Source organism: Sphingomonas sp. PP-CE-1A-559 (genome assembly GCF_004340965.1).
Classification (GTDB): domain Bacteria; phylum Pseudomonadota; class Alphaproteobacteria; order Sphingomonadales; family Sphingomonadaceae; genus Sphingomonas.
The window spans coordinates 22,112-43,481 of the sequence record NZ_SLYA01000012.1 but is presented as its reverse complement, the minus strand read 5'-3'; the positions used below and the strand labels follow the sequence as shown (position 1 = coordinate 43,481).

At 65.2% G+C, this 21,370-nt stretch carries 22 protein-coding genes; 11 read left to right on the top strand and 11 right to left on the bottom strand.

Going from position 1 to position 21,370, the window contains the following annotated elements:
* Nucleotides 1-17: 17 nt before the first annotated feature.
* A complete protein-coding gene (locus C8J42_RS18360) occupies nt 18-779 on the bottom strand; it encodes an SDR family oxidoreductase (RefSeq protein WP_133021275.1) in 762 nt (253 codons plus the stop codon).
* Between the two features lie 259 nt (nt 780-1,038).
* Here C8J42_RS18360 and C8J42_RS18355 point away from each other — a divergent pair, with 259 nt between their 5' ends.
* Nucleotides 1,039-1,641 carry an NAD(P)H-dependent oxidoreductase gene (locus C8J42_RS18355; protein ID WP_133021274.1) on the top strand — a complete coding sequence of 201 codons (603 nt, stop codon included), beginning with the start codon at nt 1,039-1,041 and terminating at the stop codon, nt 1,639-1,641.
* A gap of 25 nt (nt 1,642-1,666) precedes the next feature.
* Here the strand turns inward: C8J42_RS18355 and C8J42_RS18350 are convergent, their stop codons facing one another.
* The 4 genes from C8J42_RS18350 to C8J42_RS18335 all read right to left on the bottom strand — a co-directional run bounded on the left by C8J42_RS18350 (nt 1,667) and on the right by C8J42_RS18335 (nt 5,136).
* A complete protein-coding gene (locus C8J42_RS18350) occupies nt 1,667-2,119 on the bottom strand; it encodes a group III truncated hemoglobin (protein ID WP_133021273.1) in 453 nt (150 codons plus the stop codon).
* A gap of 113 nt (nt 2,120-2,232) precedes the next feature.
* Nucleotides 2,233-3,162, bottom strand: a complete 930-nt coding sequence (locus tag C8J42_RS18345) for a catalase family peroxidase (RefSeq protein WP_243644600.1) — start codon at nt 3,160-3,162, stop codon at nt 2,233-2,235.
* A gap of 490 nt (nt 3,163-3,652) precedes the next feature.
* Entirely contained in the window at nt 3,653-4,399 is a 747-nt protein-coding gene (locus C8J42_RS18340; protein WP_165895558.1) for a hypothetical protein, read from the bottom strand.
* A 44-nt stretch (nt 4,400-4,443) separates the two neighbouring features.
* Nucleotides 4,444-5,136 (bottom strand): hypothetical protein, encoded by a 693-nt coding sequence (locus tag C8J42_RS18335; RefSeq protein ID WP_133021270.1) that lies wholly within the window; start codon nt 5,134-5,136, stop codon nt 4,444-4,446.
* A 301-nt stretch (nt 5,137-5,437) separates the two neighbouring features.
* Between C8J42_RS18335 and C8J42_RS18330 the strand changes: the two genes are divergently transcribed.
* The 3 genes from C8J42_RS18330 to C8J42_RS18320 all read left to right on the top strand — a co-directional run bounded on the left by C8J42_RS18330 (nt 5,438) and on the right by C8J42_RS18320 (nt 7,438).
* Complete coding sequence (locus C8J42_RS18330; protein ID WP_133021269.1) at nt 5,438-6,439, top strand: hypothetical protein; 1,002 nt, start codon at nt 5,438-5,440, stop codon at nt 6,437-6,439.
* Between the two features lie 84 nt (nt 6,440-6,523).
* Nucleotides 6,524-6,943, top strand: coding sequence for a lysozyme inhibitor LprI family protein (locus tag C8J42_RS18325; protein WP_133021268.1), 420 nt, complete (start codon nt 6,524-6,526; stop codon nt 6,941-6,943).
* A 9-nt stretch (nt 6,944-6,952) separates the two neighbouring features.
* A complete protein-coding gene (locus C8J42_RS18320) occupies nt 6,953-7,438 on the top strand; it encodes a hypothetical protein (RefSeq protein ID WP_133021267.1) in 486 nt (161 codons plus the stop codon).
* A 28-nt stretch (nt 7,439-7,466) separates the two neighbouring features.
* On the opposite strand, the gene C8J42_RS18315 is transcribed toward C8J42_RS18320, so the two are convergent.
* A complete protein-coding gene (locus C8J42_RS18315) occupies nt 7,467-7,958 on the bottom strand; it encodes a hypothetical protein (protein ID WP_133021266.1) in 492 nt (163 codons plus the stop codon).
* Between the two features lie 386 nt (nt 7,959-8,344).
* Between C8J42_RS18315 and C8J42_RS18310 the strand changes: the two genes are divergently transcribed.
* Both C8J42_RS18310 and C8J42_RS18305 read left to right on the top strand, forming a co-directional pair.
* On the top strand, nt 8,345-8,917 hold the full coding sequence (locus C8J42_RS18310; protein ID WP_243644599.1) for a DNA-3-methyladenine glycosylase I: 573 nt from the start codon (nt 8,345-8,347) through the stop codon (nt 8,915-8,917).
* Complete coding sequence (locus C8J42_RS18305; protein WP_243644598.1) at nt 8,890-10,332, top strand: MFS transporter; 1,443 nt, start codon at nt 8,890-8,892, stop codon at nt 10,330-10,332. Before C8J42_RS18310 ends, C8J42_RS18305 begins: the two co-directional genes overlap by 28 nt.
* A gap of 157 nt (nt 10,333-10,489) precedes the next feature.
* On the opposite strand, the gene C8J42_RS18300 is transcribed toward C8J42_RS18305, so the two are convergent.
* The 5 genes from C8J42_RS18300 to C8J42_RS18280 all read right to left on the bottom strand — a co-directional run bounded on the left by C8J42_RS18300 (nt 10,490) and on the right by C8J42_RS18280 (nt 16,719).
* Nucleotides 10,490-12,628 carry a TonB-dependent receptor gene (locus C8J42_RS18300; protein WP_133021263.1) on the bottom strand — a complete coding sequence of 713 codons (2,139 nt, stop codon included), beginning with the start codon at nt 12,626-12,628 and terminating at the stop codon, nt 10,490-10,492.
* A 170-nt stretch (nt 12,629-12,798) separates the two neighbouring features.
* Nucleotides 12,799-13,773: an ABC transporter substrate-binding protein gene (locus C8J42_RS18295; protein ID WP_133021262.1), complete on the bottom strand. Its 975-nt coding sequence runs from the start codon at nt 13,771-13,773 to the stop codon at nt 12,799-12,801.
* Complete coding sequence (locus C8J42_RS18290; RefSeq protein ID WP_133021261.1) at nt 13,770-14,606, bottom strand: class II aldolase/adducin family protein; 837 nt, start codon at nt 14,604-14,606, stop codon at nt 13,770-13,772. Before C8J42_RS18290 ends, C8J42_RS18295 begins: the two co-directional genes overlap by 4 nt.
* Before the next feature lie 11 nt (nt 14,607-14,617).
* On the bottom strand, nt 14,618-15,556 hold the full coding sequence (locus C8J42_RS18285; protein WP_133021260.1) for an NAD(P)-dependent oxidoreductase: 939 nt from the start codon (nt 15,554-15,556) through the stop codon (nt 14,618-14,620).
* The gene (locus tag C8J42_RS18280; protein WP_133021259.1) at nt 15,553-16,719 is read right to left on the bottom strand and encodes an acyl-CoA dehydrogenase family protein; all 1,167 of its coding nucleotides are present in this window, start codon (nt 16,717-16,719) and stop codon (nt 15,553-15,555) included. The genes C8J42_RS18285 and C8J42_RS18280 overlap by 4 nt, the downstream gene beginning before the upstream one ends.
* 207 nt (nt 16,720-16,926) lie before the next feature.
* Between C8J42_RS18280 and C8J42_RS18275 the strand changes: the two genes are divergently transcribed.
* From C8J42_RS18275 to C8J42_RS18255, 5 genes are all read left to right on the top strand, one after another.
* Nucleotides 16,927-17,772: a LysR substrate-binding domain-containing protein gene (locus tag C8J42_RS18275; protein WP_133021258.1), complete on the top strand. Its 846-nt coding sequence runs from the start codon at nt 16,927-16,929 to the stop codon at nt 17,770-17,772.
* A gap of 176 nt (nt 17,773-17,948) precedes the next feature.
* Nucleotides 17,949-18,749 (top strand): ABC transporter permease, encoded by an 801-nt coding sequence (locus C8J42_RS18270; RefSeq protein ID WP_133021257.1) that lies wholly within the window; start codon nt 17,949-17,951, stop codon nt 18,747-18,749.
* A 2-nt stretch (nt 18,750-18,751) separates the two neighbouring features.
* Complete coding sequence (locus C8J42_RS18265; protein WP_133021256.1) at nt 18,752-19,507, top strand: ABC transporter ATP-binding protein; 756 nt, start codon at nt 18,752-18,754, stop codon at nt 19,505-19,507.
* Entirely contained in the window at nt 19,507-20,121 is a 615-nt protein-coding gene (locus tag C8J42_RS18260; RefSeq protein ID WP_133021255.1) for a cysteine dioxygenase, read from the top strand. The genes C8J42_RS18265 and C8J42_RS18260 overlap by 1 nt, the downstream gene beginning before the upstream one ends.
* A complete protein-coding gene (locus C8J42_RS18255; RefSeq protein WP_133021254.1) occupies nt 20,118-21,353 on the top strand; it encodes a rhodanese-like domain-containing protein in 1,236 nt (411 codons plus the stop codon). The genes C8J42_RS18260 and C8J42_RS18255 overlap by 4 nt, the downstream gene beginning before the upstream one ends.
* The last annotated feature ends 17 nt before the right edge of the window (nt 21,354-21,370 follow it).

Below are 21,370 nucleotides of genomic sequence, written 5' to 3'. Positions count from 1 at the left end.
GGAATGTGCTGACCTCGTCAGCGCTTGGGCGGCGGCGCGACGTTCTCGATCCACCAGTCGAAGCGCGTCCTGCCGAGCTTCGCGTCAGGGCCGGGGATCAGCGAATTCTGCTCGAGCTTTACGCCGAAATAGCGCGCCTCCGGATCGACCACGACGGTCCGCGGATCCCTGTCATGGGCGAGCACGCGCGAGACGATCTCGTCGATCGGGAATGTCTCGGGGCCGCCGACTTCGATCGTCCCGTTCACCGCCGGCGCGAGCGCAGCCTCGACCACCGCATCGGCGACGTCCTCGGCGGCCATCGGCTGGATCAGCGCGTGCGACAGCCGCACGGTGTCGCCTTCGGTCGCGGACTGGGCGATCCCGCGCAGGAACTCCATAAACTGCGTCGCGTGGAGCAGCGTATAGGGTATCGGCCCCGCCTCGATCAGCGTCTCCTGGGCGAGCTTCGCGCGGAAATACCCGCTGCCCTGCAGATGCTCGGTGCCGACTACCGACAGCGCGACGTGCAGCTTCACGCCAGCGACGGTCTCCGCCGCAATCAGGTTTCGGCCCGCGGTCGTGAAGAAATCCATCGCCGCCTGGTCCTCGAACGACGGCGAGTTCGCCATGTCGATGACGATCTCGGCACCATCGAGCGCCGCAGCCAAGCCCTCGCCGGTGATCATGTCGACGCCCGTGCTGGGCGCTGCGGCGAGCGCGTCATGGCCAAGCGCGGCCAGCTTGCCGACGACCTTCGAACCGATCAGCCCGGTTCCGCCAATCACTACGATCTTCATGAATTCTGCCTTCCGCTGGAATAGGTACACAGCGCGACGCCGAAGCCGTCCTGTTGATCTGTATTAACTTCCAAGCGGAGTCCGTTGGAGACCCGAGATATGGCAAAGTCGCTGTACCAAGCTGGCATCCCAGCGTTTGGTATAGTCGCTGCGTCAGCTCTTGGGCCTTACGCCGGAGCCCTCCGACTGATGGTATCGCGGCGTGAACGACCAACCGCCCCCGCCCGATGACAAGCCCGCATCGGATAGATCGCAGCGCATGCCGGCCGGCAGCCGGATCGCGCTGCTGGCCCTGTCCGGAAGCGCACACAGCGGATCACGCAATGCGCGGCTGCTCGACCTGGCGATCGACGCCGCCATCACGGTCGAGGCCGATGTCTCGGTACTGGATCTCCGTGATCTGGAGTTGCCCGTCTATGTTCCGGGCCTTGAAGAGGCAGTGGTTCCGCAGGGCGTTCTGGTCATCCGGCAGATCCTGTGCGCGCACGACGGCCTGCTCATCTGTTCCCCGGGGTATAACGGTTCGGTCTCGGTCGTGCTCAAGAACGCTCTCGAATGGGGATCTCAGCCAACCTTCGGCACCGGCAGCCTCGCCCCTTTCCGCAACAAGATCGCAGCGATCATGTCCGTCTCCGAAGACGTCGAGAGCGGCGCGATCGCGCTGCAGCACCTTCGCACGATTCTCCAGCGCATGGGTGTGATCGTGATGCCCGATGCACTCGCGTTCGCCGATGACGCGTTTGCCGCGGACGCGCTTCGCGATGCTTCCGTCGTGCCCCGCGTCCAGCGACAAGTGCGATTGCTGATCGATGCGTTGCGCGCGCAGCAGCACGGGACTGTGCGGACCCGGCCCCTTCGATGACCGAGAGAGTCCCGCGCGTCGCAGCTTAGAGCATATCGGCCTTGCTAGGGCCAAGGCCGCCGCCGCGGTGCACGATCGCCGCGCTGAGCAGGCTGTTCGCGATGTTCCGGGCGCGCTCAATCACATGATCCCGTGCCGCATCCGTACCGATTTCGCCTAGCGTCTCCTCGAACAGCATGAGCCAATGGGCGAACTCAGGACGCCCGAGATCGGGAATGACGACGTGCTTGAGCATCGGATTTCCCGCGAACTCGCCCGAGCTGAACAGCACCGAGCGCCAGAAGCGGTTCATCTGTACGAGATGCGGCGTCCAGTCGACGACATGCGCCGCAAAGATCGGTCCCAGGACGTCGTCTTGCCGCACCTTGGCGTAGAATCTCTCGATCATTCGCGCGACAAAGGCCTCGTCGATACCGAGCGCCTCCGCATGTCGCCGCTTCGCGTCCCGTGCGGCCGTTGCATGCTGGGTCGCCGTCATGACTGGGTTTCCTTAAACGCGCCCGCACCGAACGACACGGTACTCGCGGGGTCGTACCGACGCGGCTTCAACATTGGCGATTTTCCATTGCACCACGGGCGAGCGGCCGCGAATTATTGCCGCTCGCCGAACGATACCGGGTAGGCCTCGGTACGGATCGCGAGCATCGGGTCGGCGGCGGCGATTCCGTCTGGCATCCGCCCCGGCAGGAATGTCAGCGCACGGTCGGCTTCGGCGGTGTTCGCAGCCAGCACCGCGATGGTGATCGTGCCCAGCTTTACCAGTTTCCGGCTCGGCGGCCACGCGATCGACGGATCCTCGAGCAGGTCCCCGCGCTCGCCGAGCTGCGCGTACCAGTCGAAGCGGACCGGCCCGTCCTTTACGCGTTTGGCGATCTCAGGTTGCAGATAGTCAGGCGCCGGGCCCGCCCCGGTACCGAAATAATGCTCGCCCGCTGCGGGGACGAAGCGATAGCGCACCGGTCGCGCACGCCCCTTGCGATCGGTGAAAGTCACCGCATTGACCCCAAAATATGCCGTCGTCGCGTAACTCAGCGGCGCCGGGTGCTGTGTTGTCAGGAACGTCTTGGCATCTGGATGTGTGGCAAGAAACCCGTCGAGCGGCGTCGGTGCGGCAACCCCCGGACCACTCGTGCCGATCGCACGCAACAGCGCGCCGAACTCCGTGGCGGTCCGCGTCGGGAACCCGTCGAAATTGTGCGTGACGATGTCGAGCAAGGGATTGGTTGGCGAACCGAACTTTACCGCCATGCCGCGAGGGTTGGCTCCGGGATCATTGTCGGGAATGTTCGGAAAACCCGTGAAGTTCGAAAAGCGCACGATGATCGGCGTACCGTGCTCGAACAGTGGAGCCCGGCTCAGCGCTCGCGCGGCGCTGGTCGGCTCGAACCGCCCCTCGAGAATGATACCCTTGGCGTGCACGGCGCGCGCGTGATGCTCGCCAAACGCGGTGTGGAGATCCTCGACCAGGTCTCGCCCCGTTTCGACAGGCTTATCCTGTGCGTTCGCGGTCGCGGTGAGCAATAGCGCCGTTGAAGCAGCCGAACGGAGGGTGTTGCTGAGTGCTCTCGCGCAAAAGGAGCGTGATCGCGACGCCGCCAGGGTTTGGCCATTGACCTTCGACATGAGCAAATTCCCCCTCGCCTTAAATCGGCGATGAGCCCTGAGTAGACTGCGTTTCCAAAACCGACAGGCCCAAGAACCTGCAAAACGACCGTACCATCGCCGATCGACGGCATGACCACTTGTGGACATTCGCATGTGACTGTCGCCATCTAATTACGGACGTTCGTTAATCACCACATCTCTGCAGCACGCCCGGTTCCGTTCTAAGAGGGGGAAAAAGGCTCTACCGCGAAGATCCTTTGCCCAATCATAGACAGACTGTGGAATGTAGTCGGCCACCGGGCATTCTGGGTATTTGGCGATCGTGATGATCTGCTTTATTCAAAGCCATCCTGGGAGGTCGCCCCGCAGTCTTGCCACTCCCAGCTGCGCGCCTTCCGCAAAATAATCACCGTGGCGGGCGAGCCTCACCCTCTTCGACCATCCGTCGAATATCCGCGCCCGCCTTGCGCATCGTATCCTCGGCGCCATGTGCCGCGGCCAGGAAATTCTCCTGAGACGCCACGGTGTAGTTGCACCCGACCAGCAGCATTTTCAGATCCGGCGACGGCGGCCCCTTCGCGATCTTCGCCGCCGGATCGCCGCCGAAGGCATCGACAAACACTTTCGACATTGCATCACCGGTCGGCGCGAACCCGCCGATCATCGGCCCAATCTCGGGATCGACGAAACGGTAATATTGTTCCGTCATCGCGATCGGCGCGCGCGTCATCTTCTGGGCAGCAATCACCCGCTCGGCGCTTGCGCGGGGCAGCAGCGCGACGACCCAGTCGCTCATAAAATAGACGTGGTCGACCGGCTCCCCGAACACAGAGACATTTCCCTCGACCGCGAAGCCATACAACCCGATCATACCGTCGAGCGCCTTGGGCAGTTTACTCGGGCGCATCCACGCCGGCGGGCGATTCTGCAGGAAAAGCAGCTCGGCGAAGGTTCCGAGCGCGTCGCGCGACTGACAGGACAGCACCTGCGTCAGCGAAGCCGGCGTCGGCACCGCCTCATCCTCGGCTTGGGCCACGGATGACGATGCCGCCAACGCGCTGGCGACCACGGCGGCGATCATCGCTCGTACTGGAATACGCCTGAGAGCAGAGCGCGTCGGCAACGTGGTCGTGCAGTGGTGGCGATGATCCATGCTCGGGGTATTACCCCGCCATCAAGCAGGATCAACTCCAGCGTTTACGGATGCCGCTCGTACCGGCCCTTACCTGCGCCGTTCAGGAGCAGCGCACCATGGTCGATCCGCAGCCGCAATTGCCGGAAGGCCGGTTCTGCGCCAGCGCTGGGACCGGCTTCCAGAAGGACCGCTTCGCCATCGATCCGCCACTTGCCCTCCGCCGCTTGATCCGCGGCGCCATAGCTCATGAACCAGGCAAAGCTTCCGTCGGGGCGTAGCACCAGCTCCGATCCCGTCTCCATCACACCTGACAGGTAGTAATGACCGGTAAGACCGCGGCTGGCGTCGGATGCAACGGCTGATGCGTCCGGGGCATAGCGGGCGTTGCACCGCAGCTCGCGCATATCGTGCGACGACATGTACAGGAACGATGTCATCGGGTCGCCGGCATCGGCGTTCTTGTGGACGTAACGTCGGCCACCACTGAGCACGAAGGTCATGAAGCCGCCGTCGTCGGTTGCGAATTCGGTGATTGCTCCCCGATCGTGCGGCGCCTGATACGTCATCGCCACCAAGTCGAAGCTGTAGCTTTCCTTGGCCTCGTCGCCGCGCCGCTCGCAAGCGCTTGCTTCCGCGCATGCCCAGGTCGTGACCGCCGTACATTGCAGATCGATGGGCGAACGTGTCGCGGCATACGCCCCGGAGGTGACTAGCAATCCCATGGCCGCTACCGCCGATCCAACTCGCTTGAACACGATCCATCCTTTGGCCGACACTCAGGGGCGCCGCGTAGCACGACGCCTCCGATCGAAAAAGTTCATGCCTCTGAAGGCACGCCGCGACGCGCTTTAGGCGGCGCGTGACGGCCCCGATTGCAGCTCACTCGACATGGCAATTTGCCGTCGCCGTCGGCGTGGAGATGCCTTAACGCGGTGCCTCACGCGCACCCAATGGTTCGGTCTTCCCATGCATCGACTTCATGCTCTAGCCGGTGCGTTCTGCGCTCTTATACTGCCAGCAAGCGCTTCGGCTGCGCCGGAAACGGTGTTCGAAGGCGTGGCCGGTACCGCGCGCATCGTCGTCGCGATGACGGAGGACAAGGGCGAGGTCGATGGTCACTATTTCTACCAGACGTCGCGGCTCGACATTGATCTGTCCGGGACGGCGACGGGAACGACACTGACGCTGGAGTCGCGAACGACCGGCGATCACCTGCTCCTGAAGCGAATTGGACCGAAGCTTGTCGGCACGCTGACGACTGCGAAGGCCAGACGCCTGGCCGTAAGTCTGCATCCTACGGCCGGTCCGGCCAGCCTTCCGGCCGACCTGCCGACTAAACTCAGCGTTTATGAGCGTTGGCATCTTGCTGGTCTTCACCTCACCCCGCAGCAGGCCGAGACGATCAACGGCAAGAGGATCCGGTGGTATCGGGAACCACTTTCCGGCATCCGGCTGTTCCGGATTGAAGGCGGCTATTCCACGGCTGCGGTGGCGGAGGTCAACCACGCTCTTGCCCGCAACCAATGGCAGAACGTCTCCGCGTGGTTCGCGTGCACCGGATCGGACGGACAGCCCGGCACCGATGTTGCGGAGGCGGACAAGCCCTGGCTCGGGGTGAACCATATGAGCTATCTCTGGGCACAAAGCTGGAGCTGCGCGGGCACCGCACACCCGGACTTCGGCACCGAGGGCCATAGCTTTGACATGGCGACCGGCGGGGAATTGGTATTGGACGCGCTGTTCCCCTTCGGATCGGAATCGGTTCCGGCGGAAGATAGCGACGCGTGGTACACATATCGCAGCAACCGCTTCGCGCTGGGCGTTGTCGGGTTGCTGAAGCGCTTTCATCCCGAAGAGATGGAGCCGCCAAGCAAAGAAGACGAGGGCGCATGCGATTATTCTGATCCCGAAGTCTGGGATTTTCCGGCGTGGGCGCTTTCCGAAAAAGGTCTTTGGCTGGGCGCATATTTTCCGAGAGCGCAGCGACCGTGCGACGCGCCGGATTGGGCGGTCATCCCGTGGTCATCGCTGCGTCTCCCCCGCGCCACTGCACCGTAGCCATATCCTGCGGATGCGCGTTTTAAAGCCCGACCCCTTCGGGCAGCGGATCGGCGCTCAAATGTTCGAGACTGGAGGCCTTTGATGTTAGCGATCTTTGCTTTGGCATTAGCCGTTGCAGTGCCCGATGCTAGCCAATGCCCTGGATCGTCGACGCAAGAAATCGACGCTTGCCTCGCAGGTCGTTTTGACAAGGCCGATGCCGAGCTGAACCGCTATTATCAGGCCGCGATCAAGCGCCTTCGCGAAGAGCGTGAAATCGCATCCGAGCAGATGCTTGTTCAGGCCGAGCGGTCATGGGTGGCCTATCGAACATCCGAATGCGGCGCCGTCTATGAAAACTGGATCGGTGGCAGCATTCGCGGGAGCATGGCACTGAATTGCCAGATACGGCTTACAAGGATGCGGACATACACCATCTGGCTCCACTGGCTGACCTATATGGACAGCACGCCGCCGCTACTGCCGCGGCCTCACATCGAAAGCGTTCTCGCACCGGCTTAGGAGACCTGAATGCAGGAATTTCGTACCGCGCTCGCCGGTCGCATGACGGCCACCATTCTCGCCGGCACCTTGGCGCTTGGCCCCTCGCGGGCGCAGGAGCTGCCGACCGACCAACAGCTGCAGACCGCGTTCGGTTCGGTCTACAATCACCTAGGCCTGATGGAATATTGCATGGGCAAGGGGTTCGCCACTGCCGTCGACGTCGCCAATACCCGCAAGTCGGTCGTCGCGACGATCGCAGGCATGACCGTGACCCCGGCGGCGTTTGCTCAGCAAGCCGTCGGTCGACGCGGCAATATCGTCGGGCCGCAGGTGATCGGCCTGATGGACTCGAGCAACCCCGCCCGCCCCGAAGAGGTTCGCGAAGGACAGGCCATGTCACTGGCCGACAATGCCCGCGCGCAGAAGTCGTCCGAACGCACGCTCTGCAGGCAGATGGCGGAACAGGCTTCGGCCGTGGTGGAGGCGGCATCGAGCGCGGCGTCCGATCAATAACGCCAAGTGAGGGGCCAGTGTCCCGCGATCAGCTGGGGCCGCCTTCCAAATCACCGACGCATTGCACGTCGGGCTCCGCTTTCGCCATGCGTCGCAAGTCCCTCGTCCGCGCAACGATGCCCGGAAAAATCGCGTCGGGGGTGGCCGTGTAGGTCCGGAGAAGTTGCAAGGCCCAGGCATAATGCCGCGCGCCGACTTCGCAGCTGTTACTGCCGCCCTCGCCCTCGCCCCATATTTTGCGCCATCCAGCCTGGCCTTCGCGCTTCAGGATGGCCTGGAAGGTGCCGACTGGCCCTGCGCCGCGAACATAGGCAATCGCACCCGGGCCGGCCGAAAGGACGCGAAACGCGCGGAAGGTGAAACGCGATTGCGCGCTATCGTCGCCCGCGTGGAGCGTCTTGACGATCGCGGTGCGTTCCGGGCTTCCGGGAGCGGGCGTATGGACCGCGGGCGGCGCAGCCAGCGCCGCCGTCGCCAACGCGAGCAGTGTCGGGATGCCCGATGAGGAGTAACCTGTCATATCAACTGAGCAATGCGATAGATTAGCTGATCGCGCCAGCCAGCCGCTCCGTCGATACGGAGGCCCCGCCAAACTAGCCGTGCTGCGCTAATTGCACAGGCGGCTGACGGCTGGACGGACCCAGTTGCGGACGTTCAGACGCCCTTCCCGCATCCCAACTCCACCCATTCGTTCATTTGGTTGGGCTGCAGCGCGCGGCGGACGATCTGCTACCTGGACGCTTGAAAGGTGAGAATAGCATTCGGTCCGGTTCGACCAGATCAACGCCGAACTGCTTAACGCCATCAAGACCTGATCCGCGCTGCCGATGGCGAACGGTATCGACACACCGGCACCGAGCGAGCATCGTCTCGGCCAGTATGCAAATCGACAGCAAAGACCCGGCAATGCCCGGCATGCCCCGCGCCGAGCTATCTCGTTGCCGATGGGCGCAGGGCGACCCTTTGCTTGCGGCGTATCACGACGACGAATGGGGCGTGCCCGAACGCGACCCGCGCGCGCTGTGGGAAAAGCTGATGCTCGACGGATTTCAGGCCGGGCTGGCCTGGATCACGATTTTGCGCAAACGCGACGCATTCCGGGCGGCCTTCGCGGGCTTCAATCCGGACACCGTCGCGCGGTTCGGCGAGACGGATATTGCGACGATGCTCGGCAACGCCGGTATCGTCCGCTCACGCGCCAAGATCGCGGCGACGATCGGCAATGCCCGCGCCTATCTCGCGATGCGCGACGCCGGCGAGGATTTCGCCGGCTTCGTCTGGAGTTTCGTCGATGGTACGCCGGTGATCGGCGACGGTGCCAAGGCGCTGACCCGCTCGCCTGCCTCCGAAGCCCTATCAGCGGCGCTCAAGCAGCGCGGGTTCAAGTTCGTCGGTCCGGTCATCGTCTACGCCTGGATGCAGGCCTGCGGTCTCGTGAACGACCACGAGACATGCTGTTTCCGTCGAACCGAACCATGAATGCACCACCGCCGGGGTCTGGCGACCACCCTCATGCAGGGGCAGCACGGACCACAGCTGTTCGCTACCCCGGCTGGACGATAGCCGCGACGATGCTCGCCTCGAGCCTTGCCTTCATCGATGGCTCGGTGACCAACGTCGCGCTTCCTGCGATCGGCAAGGACCTCGGCGGCGGTGCGTCGGACCTCCCCTGGATCATCAACGCGTATCTGCTGCCGCTCTCGGCGCTGCTTCTGCTTGGTGGCGCAGCGGGCGATCATTACGGCCGCCGGCGGATGCTGGTGCTCGGCACAATCCTGTTCGCGCTTGCGTCGATCGGCTGCGCACTGGCGCCGACGCTCCCGGTCCTGCTGGCAGCGCGCGGAATACAGGGCATCGGTGCCGCGATCCTGATGCCCAACAGCCTGGGAATCCTCGGCAGTTCGTTCGAAGGCGAAGCAAGGGGGCGAGCGGTCGGGACATGGGCCGCAGCCGGCGCGATCGCCAGCGCCGTCGGTCCACCGCTTGGCGGCTGGCTGGTCGACACGCTGGGCTGGCGGACGATCTTCTACCTTAATCTGCCTGTCGCGGTGGCAGCGATCGTGGTCGCCCTACGCTATGTCGAGGAGAGCGATCCCGGCGAGCAACCACTCGATTGGCTCGGCGCGATCTTGGTAACCGCCGCGCTCGGCATCCTGACATGGGCGCTGACCCTGTGGTCGAGCGGTCATGTCCTGTCGCCGAAAATCGGTGCGGGCCTGGGCATCGGCATCGTCCTGCTGGTCGCGTTCGTCGGCCAGGAGCACCGTTTAGGCGACCGCGCGATGATGCCGCTGACGCTGTTCGCGTCACGCCCCTTCGTCGGGCTGACCTTGTTGACGCTGATGCTGTACGGCGCGCTGGGCGGGTTGCTGGTATTGCTGCCATATCTGTTGATCGTCGGCGGCGGATACACGCCGACGCAGGCGGGTTTCGCGTTGCTCCCCTTCTCGATCGTGATTGGCACCGCGTCGCGCTTTGCCGGACGGTTGAGCGAGCGGATCGGCCCGCGCTGGCCGCTGACGATCGGGCCGATCGTTACCGGTATCGGTTTCGCGTTGATGGCGACCGTCGACCCGGGGGCCGGCTATTGGAGCAACGTGCTGCCCGGTCTGGTGGTGATCGCGCTCGGGATGGCCGGCGCGGTCGCTCCGCTCACGACCGCAGTTCTTTCGTCCGTCGACGATCACCACACCGGCACCGCATCGGGATTCAACAGCGCGATCGCACGAACCGGCGGCTTGATCGCGACGGCGCTGGCCGGCGCCGTTGTCGGCGCATCGGTCGTACAGTTGGCCCAGGCGTTCCACACCGCCGCCCTACTCGCCGCATTTTCAGCTGTGACCGCAGGCATCATTGCATTTGTGACACTCGGTCGAGAGCATGGCAGGCAATAGCCTTACGTCTGGACCCATAGCCGGACATTCGCGCCCCCTTCCCACCTCCCGACTTCAGCCGTTCGTTCATCTCCGCGATCAAATTTACAAACCTCAAACCCCTGCCCGGAATGTCTTCAATTAAACGAGGCGCGGTTACATATCATGCGGATGCCACCTACCGGCTGAAGCGCAGCGTCAGCAACGCCGTCCGGGGATCGGGAAAATTCCGGTACCATGCACCGATCGACGGGTTGTAGACCGACGCGACCTGTTTGCTCGTGTTCAGGACATTGCGGACCGACAGTGCGACGTCGACATGCGGGTTCGGGGTATTCCACGTGATCGTACCGTTCACATAGGCTTGCCCAGGCGAGCGGTCTTGCGGACGGTTGAGCGCGGAGACGTAATAGGACGACTGGTAATTCGCGTCCGCGGCCAGCCTCAGCGAGCCCGCAGCAGCCAAAGGCAACTCATAGCTCGCGCCACCGGTGACGGTCCATTTGGGCGCGTTGGTCAGGCGGTTGCCATCGGCATTCACCCCTGCCCCGCCGACGCCCTTATAGTCGTCGAACGTCGCGTGGAGATACCCGCCCGCAAGTTGCACGCTGAAACGATCGGTCAGGGTGGCGCTGTTCTCGATCTCGACGCCCCAGCTATGCGCCTTGCCCGCATTGCCGCGGCGCGATCCCTGATAGACCGGATCGAAGAACGACACCTGCAAATCCCGATAGTCGTTGTAGAACACCGCGATGTTCGAGCGCAGCGCGCGGTCGAACAGTGTCGCCTTCAGCCCGGTTTCGTAGGTGCTGACCTTCTCCGGCGCGAACGGCAGCGTTGCAAGGTCGAGCCGCGTCGCACGGTTGTCATACCCGCCCGATTTGAACCCCTGCGAATAGCTGGCATATTGCAGCAGCGTCGGGTTCCATTGCGCCTGCACCGAGGCTTTCGGGGTCAGCGCACGCCACGTCTCGTCCGCTTCTCCCGCAATCGACTGTGCGGTGGGCACGCGCGCGAGGTTGATGACCTTGTTGTCGAACACGAAATCCTTGTGCTCGATCGTACCGCGTAAGCCCCCGGTGACGCTGAATACCGACCCGACCCGATAGGTTGCCTCACCGAAGATCGCGTAGGCATCGGTGGTCGTGATGTTGTGCGCGCGCAGCCCAGATACGGCAGCCGTCGGCGACGTGCCAAGGCGCGTGAACCCGTCGCGTTCGACGAAGAAGCGCTCGTGCAGATAGAACAACCCGCCGGTAAAGGTCAGTGCGCCAAAATCGCCGTTCAGTTGCACTTCCTGCGTCACGTAGCGATCATTGTAATGGATCAGGTTCTTCTGAATCAGCGCGGACTGGCCGTCATTGTCGTACGAGACCGGGTCGAGATTGAACCCGCCGACCGCGGTGATCGATTTCAGGCTGAGATGCTCGCCGAGCGCATATTTGATGCGGAGCGACCCCGAACGACCATCAAGATCCTGAAGCGGCTCGACCTCGGAATAGGAGGTGCGCTTGTCGAATACGACACCCGGCTGGTTGACCGGGATATAGCTGCGCGAGTCGGAACGGTCGCGGACGAGGTTGGCCGTCAACAACACGTCGAGATCGGCATTCGGCGTCCAGCGGAGCTTGCCCCTGAACGAGTCCACGTCGATCCGGTTGACGTCGTGGCCGAGCGTCGGATCCTTCGTCACGCCGTCGCGGCTGTGGTGGATATACGAGAAGCTGGCCGCCAGCGTATCGCTCAGCGGACCGCTGACGAGCGCGCGCGCGTCGACCTCGTTCTTGCTGCCATAGCCGATCGCGGCCTTGAGGTGCGTTTCCTGGTCCGGATCGCGGGTTATGATCCGCAGCGCGCCCGCACTCGAATTGCGACCGTAGAGCGTGCCTTGAGGCCCTCGCAGAAGTTCGATCCGTTCGAGATCGTTGAACTCCACCATCGAGCCGATCTGTCGCGGGATGTAGACGTCGTCGACATAGACGGCGAGTACCGGCTCCTGGATCGGGTCGCTCTCGCCGACGCCGCGCAACGAAAAGGTCTGCGTGGTGTGGCTGATCGAGGTGCGGGGCACGAACAGATTCGGGACCTGCCCTGCCAGATCGCGCACGTCGCGGATGTCGCGATCCTGCGCGAGCTGCCCGCCGAACACGGAGATCGCGATCGGCGTCTTTTGCAGGTCGGTCGAACGTCGCTCGGCAGTCACAATGATCTCGCCGCGATCGGACGTCTCGGTTCGGTCGGACGTATCGACCGGATCCGCAGTCGACGGACCGCCCGTCGTCTGCGCGCTCGCAGAACATGTAAGCCCAAAAGCCATGGTTGCGATGGATATCTTCAGCAAACGCCGTGTAGTACGACCCATCAATGCGACCCCTTATCATGTCGCTGAACTATGGAGTCGATCCTGCATTCGTACGAGTTGCTTTAGGTATCCAGCTTACAACTACCGATTGTTCGCCGATGCATATATGTATCATTGGCCGCTCTTCAGTATATCTTCCCGATCCGTGCATTGAGTGCGGTCGACCAGAGCGGACGGACATCGACCTTCGCCGGAATCACCTTTGCCGTCGCGAACCGGTCCGCAACCTGTTGCTGCGAGGTGATCGCCGCATCGGTGACGGACACTATGCGCGGATCGGAACTGCGCTCTCGAAACTGCTGGAGCCAGATCGCCTCGGGCACCCCGGTATCCTTGGCGAGCGCTGTCGCCCAGGCCGCGGGGTTGGCCACCGACCATGCGAAGGTCCGCGCGATCTTGCCGAGATAATCGCCGATGGCTTCGACGCGGAGCGGATCGGCGAGCGCGGCGGTCGACGCCGCAACGACGTAATTGCCCGACAACCTCCCCTTGCCGGTGGCGAGCACGCGCGCGCCGGTTGACCGGGCGAGACTGCCCTGCACGCCGTAGATCACCCATGCGTCGAGCCGCCCCTGCTGGAACGCGGTCAGCCCGTCCGAGGGCGACAGCGCGATCGGCACGACGTCCGCGAACGTGAGGCCTGCCTCGTCGAGCAGGCGCAGCAGGATGTAATGCGAGGTGGTCGCGCGAACATAGCCGACGCGCTTGCCGCGCAAACCCGCCGCATCGTGGATGGTCGAGCCAGCCGGCACCAGCACGACCTGATTGTTCACGTCGTACTGCTGCACCGCGATCAGCCGGAACAGCGGGTCCGCAGCGGCGGCGAAGATCGGCGGTATCTCGCTCATCCCGCCGAAGTCGATCGCGCCGGCGTTGATCGCCTCGACGATCTGGTTGCCGCCCGCGAACAGCGCCTTGCTCAACGTATAGGGCGGCGCGGCTTCGCCGGCCTGCGCGAAGAACGAGTCGATCTGGCCCTTGTAGGTGGCGACGCGCAGGGTGACGTCCTTCAGCGCGACCGGTTTGGAACCTCCGCGTCCGCACGCCGACAGGGCCAGCGCGCCGCCGATCACCGCGCGGCGGGAAACCAGCGGGCTCAATCGAGCAGGTCCGGTTCTTGCGAGACGATCACATCCCAATAGGGCTGGAACGCCCACAACGCGCCAACCTCCGTGCCGACCTGCGACGCGGTGTGCCGCGCGACCGCGTCGCTCATCGGCTTGGTCGTGCCAGCCGCCTCGGCGAGCAACTGCGCCTGGCACGCATTCTCCATCGCGAGATACCGCCAGACCGCCGCCTCGACCGAATGCCCGACCGTCAGGATGCCGTGATTCTGGAGGATCACCGCCTTGCGATGGCCCAATGTGCGCGCGATCTTCTCGCCCTCGCTCGCATCGAGCACGACGCCGCTATATTCCTCGAACAGCGCGTGATCGTCGTAGAAGGCCGCCGAATCCTGCGTCAGCGGATCGAGCAGCCGGCCGAGCGACGACCATGCCTTGCCGTACAAGGAATGCGAATGCGCCGCCGCGATCACGTCGGGCCGGGCCTTGTGCAGCTCCGAATGGATCGCGAACGCCGCACGGTTGAGGCGCGGGGGCACGCCCTTGGGCGGCTCGACGACCACGCCTTCGTGACTGACGAGCATCAGGTGCGACACCTTGATCCGGCCGAAATGCACGCCGAACGGGTTGACCCAGAAATGATCGGGCCATTCGGGATCGCGCACCGTGATGTGCCCCGCGCCGCCCATGTCGTAGCCGTTGCGCCCGAACAGCCGATACGCAGCCGCCAGGCGCTGTTTGCGATACAGCCGCTCGACCGCGGGATCGGCGTGGACCGGGATCACGGACGACCCGAACTCGGGCAACAGCGCCTCGACGATCGCAGTCTCGTTCGGCTCCTGGCGCCGCAGGGGAAGCGGGTCGGTCATCGTCGGTCTCCTCAATAGCCGCGGGCGCGATCGACCACGCCGTCGAGCGGTTGCCCGCGGCGGAAGCGATCGAGATTGGCGGCGAAACTCAGCGAAAGATTGCGCCGCGTCTCGGTCGTGTGGACGCTAGTATGCGGCGACAGGCGGACGCGGGGGTGCGTGTAGAAACGGTGCCCGGCGGTCAGCGGCTCCGGGTAGGTGACGTCGAGCGTCGCGCGCCCGACCCGCCCCTCGTCGAGCGCGGCAAGCAACGCATGGTCGTCGATCAGGATGCCGCGGGCGATGTTGATCAGGTGAAGGTTCGGATTGGCGAGCGACAGGAGCTTCGCATCGACCATCCGCTCGGTCCGTGCAGTCGCGGGCGCGGCGAGCACGACGTGGTCGGCCTGCGCGAAGATCGTCGCGGGATCGGCACGCTCGACATCCGCTGCGAGCGGCAGGTCCGAGCGACGCGTGGCGATCACCCGCATCCCCAGCGCCTGCGCGCGCGGGGCGAGCGCCTCGCCGATCGCCCCGAACCCGATCAGCCCGAGCGTAGTGCCGGCGACGGTCGCGAGCGGCTTCGCCACCCAGTCTTTCCGGTCGCGAATCCAGATGTCGGGGAGGTGCTTCGCCTCGGCCAGGATCGCCGCGAGCGCGAACTCCGCCAGCGCGATCGCCGACGCCCCGCGCGCGGTGGTGACGACCGGTCCTTCGAACAGCCAATCCGGATAGAAATCGATGCCGACCGAGACGAGCTGGATCCAGCGCAGATCGAACGGCCACCCTCTGGGTTGCGCCGGGAACGCGTCGCCCGGCCGTCGGAACGGCGCGGCGATCAGCACTTGCGGGCCATGCGCGAGCCCGGCCGATCCGGGCGCGATGCTGACGATCTCCGCGGCCTGCGTCGAGGCTGCAAAGGCGTCGTTGAAGAGCGCCGGTAACTGGCTGGCAACCTGAACACGCGTCACGCGCCACGCTCCGCAAACGCCGCACGACCGATGCTGCCCAGCACGACATCGCCCTGCGGCGTATGGATGCGGCCGCAGAGTACGTCGCGCAGATGCCGCTCAAGCGGGTTGTGGCGCGTCAGCCCGGCATTCCCGGTGACGGCGATCGCCTTCTCGACCGCAGCGATCGCGTTCTCGGTGACGAGGTGCTTGACCAGCCCCGCCTCCAACCCGCTCGTCGCGCCGCTCGTGCCCGCGTCAAGCAGCAGTCGGTTCTGCAACAACAATCCGTCGATCGTCCCGACCACCTCCTGGAACCGCGGCAAGGTCGACAACGACGCGCCGAGATTGGTCGGCTTGCGATCGATCAGCCAGCCGACCAGCCAGTCGCGGGCATTCCGTGCGACGGCGTCATAGATCGCCGATGTCAGCACAGCCGACCAGTTGGCGAACGCGGCGGAATAGGGCGGCTGCTTGCCGACGGGTCTGGGCTCCAGCGCCTGATCGAACGGCACCAGAACGTCCTCGAACACGACGTCGTGGCTGGCACTCGCGCGCAGCCCGAGATGATCCCAGCTCTCCTCGATCCGGATGCCCGGCGTATCGGCGCGCACCAGCCAGCCGCCGACCAGCGGCTCGGCATCGTCCGAACGCGCCCAGACCACCATCCACGTCAGCGCGGTCGAGCCGGTCGAGAAGATCTTCCGCCCGTCGAGCCGCCAGCCCTCGGCCGTGCGCCGCGCGATCGTGCCGGGAAGGCCGCCCCGCGCCGGCGTGCCCAGGTCCGGCTCCACCCGCAGCGCATTGATCAGCGCGCCATCGCGCAACGCCTCGCCGACGACACGCGTCTTCAGCGCCTCCGAAAAACCGGACCGATCGTCGAGCCCGGCATGAAACAGATACTGCATCGTCAGGACGAGGGCCGTCGCCGGTTCGCCGCGAGCGACCGCTGCGATCACGCGCCGAGCCTCCGCCAGATCGCCGCCGCCACCGCCTAGCCGGCGTGGCGCGGTCAGCGCGAGCAGGCCGTGACGGTGCAGCAGCGCGAAGTTCTCGACCGGCAACGTGCCGGCGCGGTCATGCTGTGCGGCGGTTGCAGCGAACGCGGCCGTCACGCCCGGCAGGATCGCATCGAGATCAAGCGTCGGCCCCTGCGGCGCAATCGAGAGGAGTTGCGCACTCATCGCAGGACCATGTCGGTCAGATCGCCGACAGGCTTCACGTGAAGACGATCGGTCGAGCGCGGCGCGTGGCCGCCGCGCTGCGATCCGGGTCGAGGATTACGATGTACCAAGGCTGCGCTCCTTCCCGCAGCAAGGAGCGCTTCATTTCCCATCGAATCAATGTAGATTGTCTGCTAACGCATATGAGCCTGGCTTCTAGGACCGATCATGGCCGTCAACATTCCCACCGACGTCGTGCGCAGCTTCGTCGCGATCGTCGATGCCGGCTCGATGCTGCGTGCCGCGGACCGCGTGTTCGTCAGCCAGTCCGCGCTCAGCTTGCAGATGAAACGGCTGGAGGAACTGCTCCAGGTCGCGCTGTTCCGCCGCGAAGGGCGCAGGCTCGTCCTCTCGGTGCAGGGCGAACGGTTCCTGCCGCACGCGCGCGAGCTGCTTGCGGTCAACGATCGCGCGCTGGCAGCACTTGGCGACGGCAGCCTGGCCGGCCCCGCGCGGATCGGCTTCGTCCAGGATTTCGCGGAGACGCTGTTGTCCGGCGTCTTGTCGGTGTTTGCATCCAGCAACCCAGACGCCTCGCTCGACGTTCGGGTCGCAGGGTCGGCCGAACTGCTCGATCTGCTCGCGACCGACCGCCTCGACATCGTCCTGTGCATCGGCGAGGACACCGACAAGGCCGCCGTCGCCACCGCCGACATGCACTGGCTCGGCAATCCGCGCCTGATGTCCGCTGCGATCCTGCCTCTGGCGGTGCTCCAGAAGCCATGCCGGTTCCGCGATGCCGCGATCGCCGCGCTGGAGGCGGCGGGCAGGCCCTACCGGATCGTCCTGGAGACGCCGAGCCTGTCCGCCCTGCGCGCGGCAGTGACCGGCGGGATAGGTATAACCTGTCGCACCGACGCCTTGATGGGGCTCGATCCGGAAATCCACGACGGACTCCCCGCGCTGCCCCGCGTCGCCTATGTCCTGCACATCAACGACACGCGACATCCGGTACTCGACCGGCTCCACGACGTCGTCCTTCGTTCGATCGTCGAATCCGCCAGCGCAGATTGACGCTCTTCACGTCCGCAAAGGCTTTCTTTCTCGGTCGGCTAACCTGCTCAAATCGATGCAGTTTTAGGCTGGTATTTGCAACGCTCATAAGGCTGGCGAGCCATTCTCTATTGATCGACTAGGAATTGAAGACGCATTGAAGGCGCTCCGGAAAACGAGCGTCCGAAAGGCTGTCCATGGCGAAGACGTCCCAACGATCCACCAGCCGATCATGGCAGAGCAGGCTGCAGCGTAGCCGTTGGGTATCGCCGATAGCGCTCATGCTGGCATGGGAAGCGGCATCCCGGATCGGCCTGATCCCCACCCGCACGCTGGCGGCGCCTTCGCAGGTGCTCGGGACGCTGTGGGGCATGATCGTGTCGGGCGAATTGCCCGCCAACCTCGCCGTATCGCTCGGTCGTGCGGCGGCGGGCCTCGTGATCGGGGTGAGCCTCGGCATCGTCCTCGCCCTGATCGCTGGCCTCACTCGCGAGGGCGAAGCGGCGGTCGACTCGCCCGTGCAAATGCTGCGGACATTGCCCGCGCTCGCGCTGTCGCCGCTGTTCATCGTCTGGTTCGGGATCGGCGAGACCCCCAAGATCGCGCTGATCGCGTTCGCGACGCTGTTTCCGGTTTATCTCAACCTCTACAACGGCATCCGCGGCGTCGACGTCCGGCTGATCGACGCGGGGCGTAGCTTCGGCCTGTCGCGCGCGCAGATCGTCACCGACATCGTCCTCCCCGCCGCACTACCGCAACTGCTGGTCGGCCTGCGCTACGCGTTCTCGGTCGCGGTGCTGATCCTCGTGGTCGCCGAACAGATCAACGCGTCGGCGGGTCTCGGCTTCCTGATCAACAACGCGCGCGATTTCATGCGGACCGACATCATCGTCGTCTGCCTGCTCGTCTATGCCGGGCTCGGCCTGCTCGCCGACCAGTCGGTGCGCCTGATCGAAGACCATGCGCTCGCGTGGCGCCCCAAGCTCGTGGAGGCCTGACCATGACCATCTCGCACATCATCCCGATGCCGCAACCCGTCCGACCCGTCGTCAAGCTCACGCGCTTCTCGCGCAGCTTCGGCACCAACACCGTCCTCGACAATCTCCATCTCGAGATCGCGCAGGGCGAGTTCGTCGCGCTGCTCGGCCGCTCGGGCTCCGGCAAGACCACGTTGCTGCGGACGCTGGCCGGGCTCGATGCCACCGATGCGCAGGACGTGACGATCCCCACGTCGCGCGCCGTCGTGTTCCAGGATGCGCGGCTGCTGCCGTGGAAGCGCGTGTGGCGCAACGTCGGGCTCGGACTGAAGGGACCGGACGTACGCGACCGTGCAGAGGCGGCGTTACGCGAGGTCGGTCTCGGCCATCGGCTCGACGTCTGGCCACTGACCTTGTCGGGCGGCGAGGCGCAGCGTGTGGCGCTCGCCCGCGCGCTGGTCCGCGAACCGAAACTGCTTCTGCTCGACGAGCCGTTTGCTGCGCTCGACGCGCTGACCCGCGTCAAGATGCACGGCCTCGTGATGGCGCTATGGCGCGCGCACAAGCCCGCCGTGTTGCTGGTGACGCACGACGTCGACGAGGCGATCGCGCTGGCCGACCGGGTACTGGTCCTCGATGCCGGGCGGATCGTCGTCGAGGAGCGCATCTCGGTCCCGCGCGGACAGCGTACCGGTATCGCGACGGCGTTGCGCGAGCGGTTGTTGGGATCGCTGGGCGTCGAACGCGACGAGCCCCTGCCCTTCGTGAAGGCCGAATGATGGCGAGCCTAGTACAAGACCGCCCGCGCCTCGATCGCCTACGCGATTTCGTCACCGGCATCGGCACGCTGCTCGACCGCACCCGCGACGAACGCTCGCTGCTGGAAGAGGGCAGCACTGCGCTGGGCCGGCTTGTCGCGCACGACGACTGGCTGCCGGACGCCTACGCAGCGCCAAACCCGGATCGTTACTCGCAATACCTCCTCCACTGCGACAGCCGCGAACGCTTCTCGGTCGTCAGCTTCGTCTGGGGACCGGGACAGGCGACGCCGATCCACGATCACCGCGTCTGGGGCCTGGTCGGCGTGTTGCGCGGCGCCGAACTGTCCGAACGGTTCGCGCGCTACCCGGATGGTGGCTTGCACGCGGTCGGCGCGATCGAGCGGCTCGAAGCCGGCGAAGTCGAAGCCGTCTCGCCCTCGGTCGGCGATATCCACCGCGTCTCCAATGCGTTCGACGACCGCGTGTCGATCAGCATCCACCTCTACGGCAGCAACATCGGCGCGGTCGAACGCGCGACCTACGATGCCGCGGGCACTCCGAAGCGGTTCGTGTCGGGTTATGCCAACGCCGTGCTGCCGAACCTCTGGGACCGTTCGGGAGCAACGCTTTGACTACCCCAACCGAGATCCGCACCGCGCTGCTGCTCGGGCATGAAATCGCGCTGCTCGATGTCCGTCACGAAGCCGCGTTCGCGACCGGGCACCCGCTGTTCGCCGCCAACCTCGCCTTCGATCGCGTCGACCTGGAAGCGACGATCCGCCTTCCGCGCAAGGACGTACCGATCGTCCTGTACGATGACGGCGAAGGCTATGTCCCCGCCGCCACCAAGGCGCTGACCGCCTTCGGCTACACCCAAATCACCACGCTCGAAGGCGGCCTCGGAGGCTGGCGCGCGGCAGGTTTCGAAGTGTTCGAGGACGTGAACTCCTACTCGAAGGCGTTCGGCGAGCTGGTCGAGGCGCGCCGCCACACGCCGTGGCTGGCTGCCGAGGACGTCGCCGCGCTGATCGAGGAGAAGGCCGATATCGCAATCCTCGATGCGCGCCGGTTCGAGGAATATGCGACGATGAACATCCCCGGCTCGACCAGCGTGCCGGGCGCCGAACTCGTGTTGCGCGTCGCAGAGGCGGTGCCCGATCCCGACACGACGATCATCGTCAACTGCGCCGGCCGCACGCGCAGCATCATCGGCACGCAGTCGCTGATCAACGCCGGCATCCCCAACCGCGTCGTCGCGTTGCGCAACGGCACGATCGGCTGGACGCTCGCCGGCCAGTCGCTCGCGCATGGCAGCAATCGCCCTGCACCGGAAGTTCGACACAGCGACGAGACCGCCGCCACCGCCCGCGCCGTCGCCTACCGCGCGGGTGTAAAGCGCCTGACGCCCGCCGAGCTCGCGGTGCTCGAACGCGACACCAGCCGCACGCTCTACCGCTTCGACGTGCGCCGCCCCGACGAATATGCCGCGGGCCACATCACCGGCTTCCGGTCCTATCCCGGCGGGCAGCTGGTGCAGGAAACCGACATCGCCGCGCCGGTTCGCGGTGCGCGGATCGTCCTAGCCGACGACATCGGGCCCCGAGCCGACATGACGGCGTCGTGGCTCGCGCAACTCGGCTGGGAGGTGTTCGTGCTCGACGGCGGCTTCGCCAATAGCACTGGGGGCGACCTCGAAACCGGTCCCGGCCCGACCATCCCGCCGGGCGACCCCGCGCACCGGTACAAGCGCCCCTACGAAGGCACCGACAACGCCGCCGCCGCGATGCAGGCCTATCTCGACTGGGAATACGGCCTGGTCGACCAGCTCGCGCGCGACGGCACGCACGGCTTCTACGTCATCTGAACCCGCGAAAAATCACC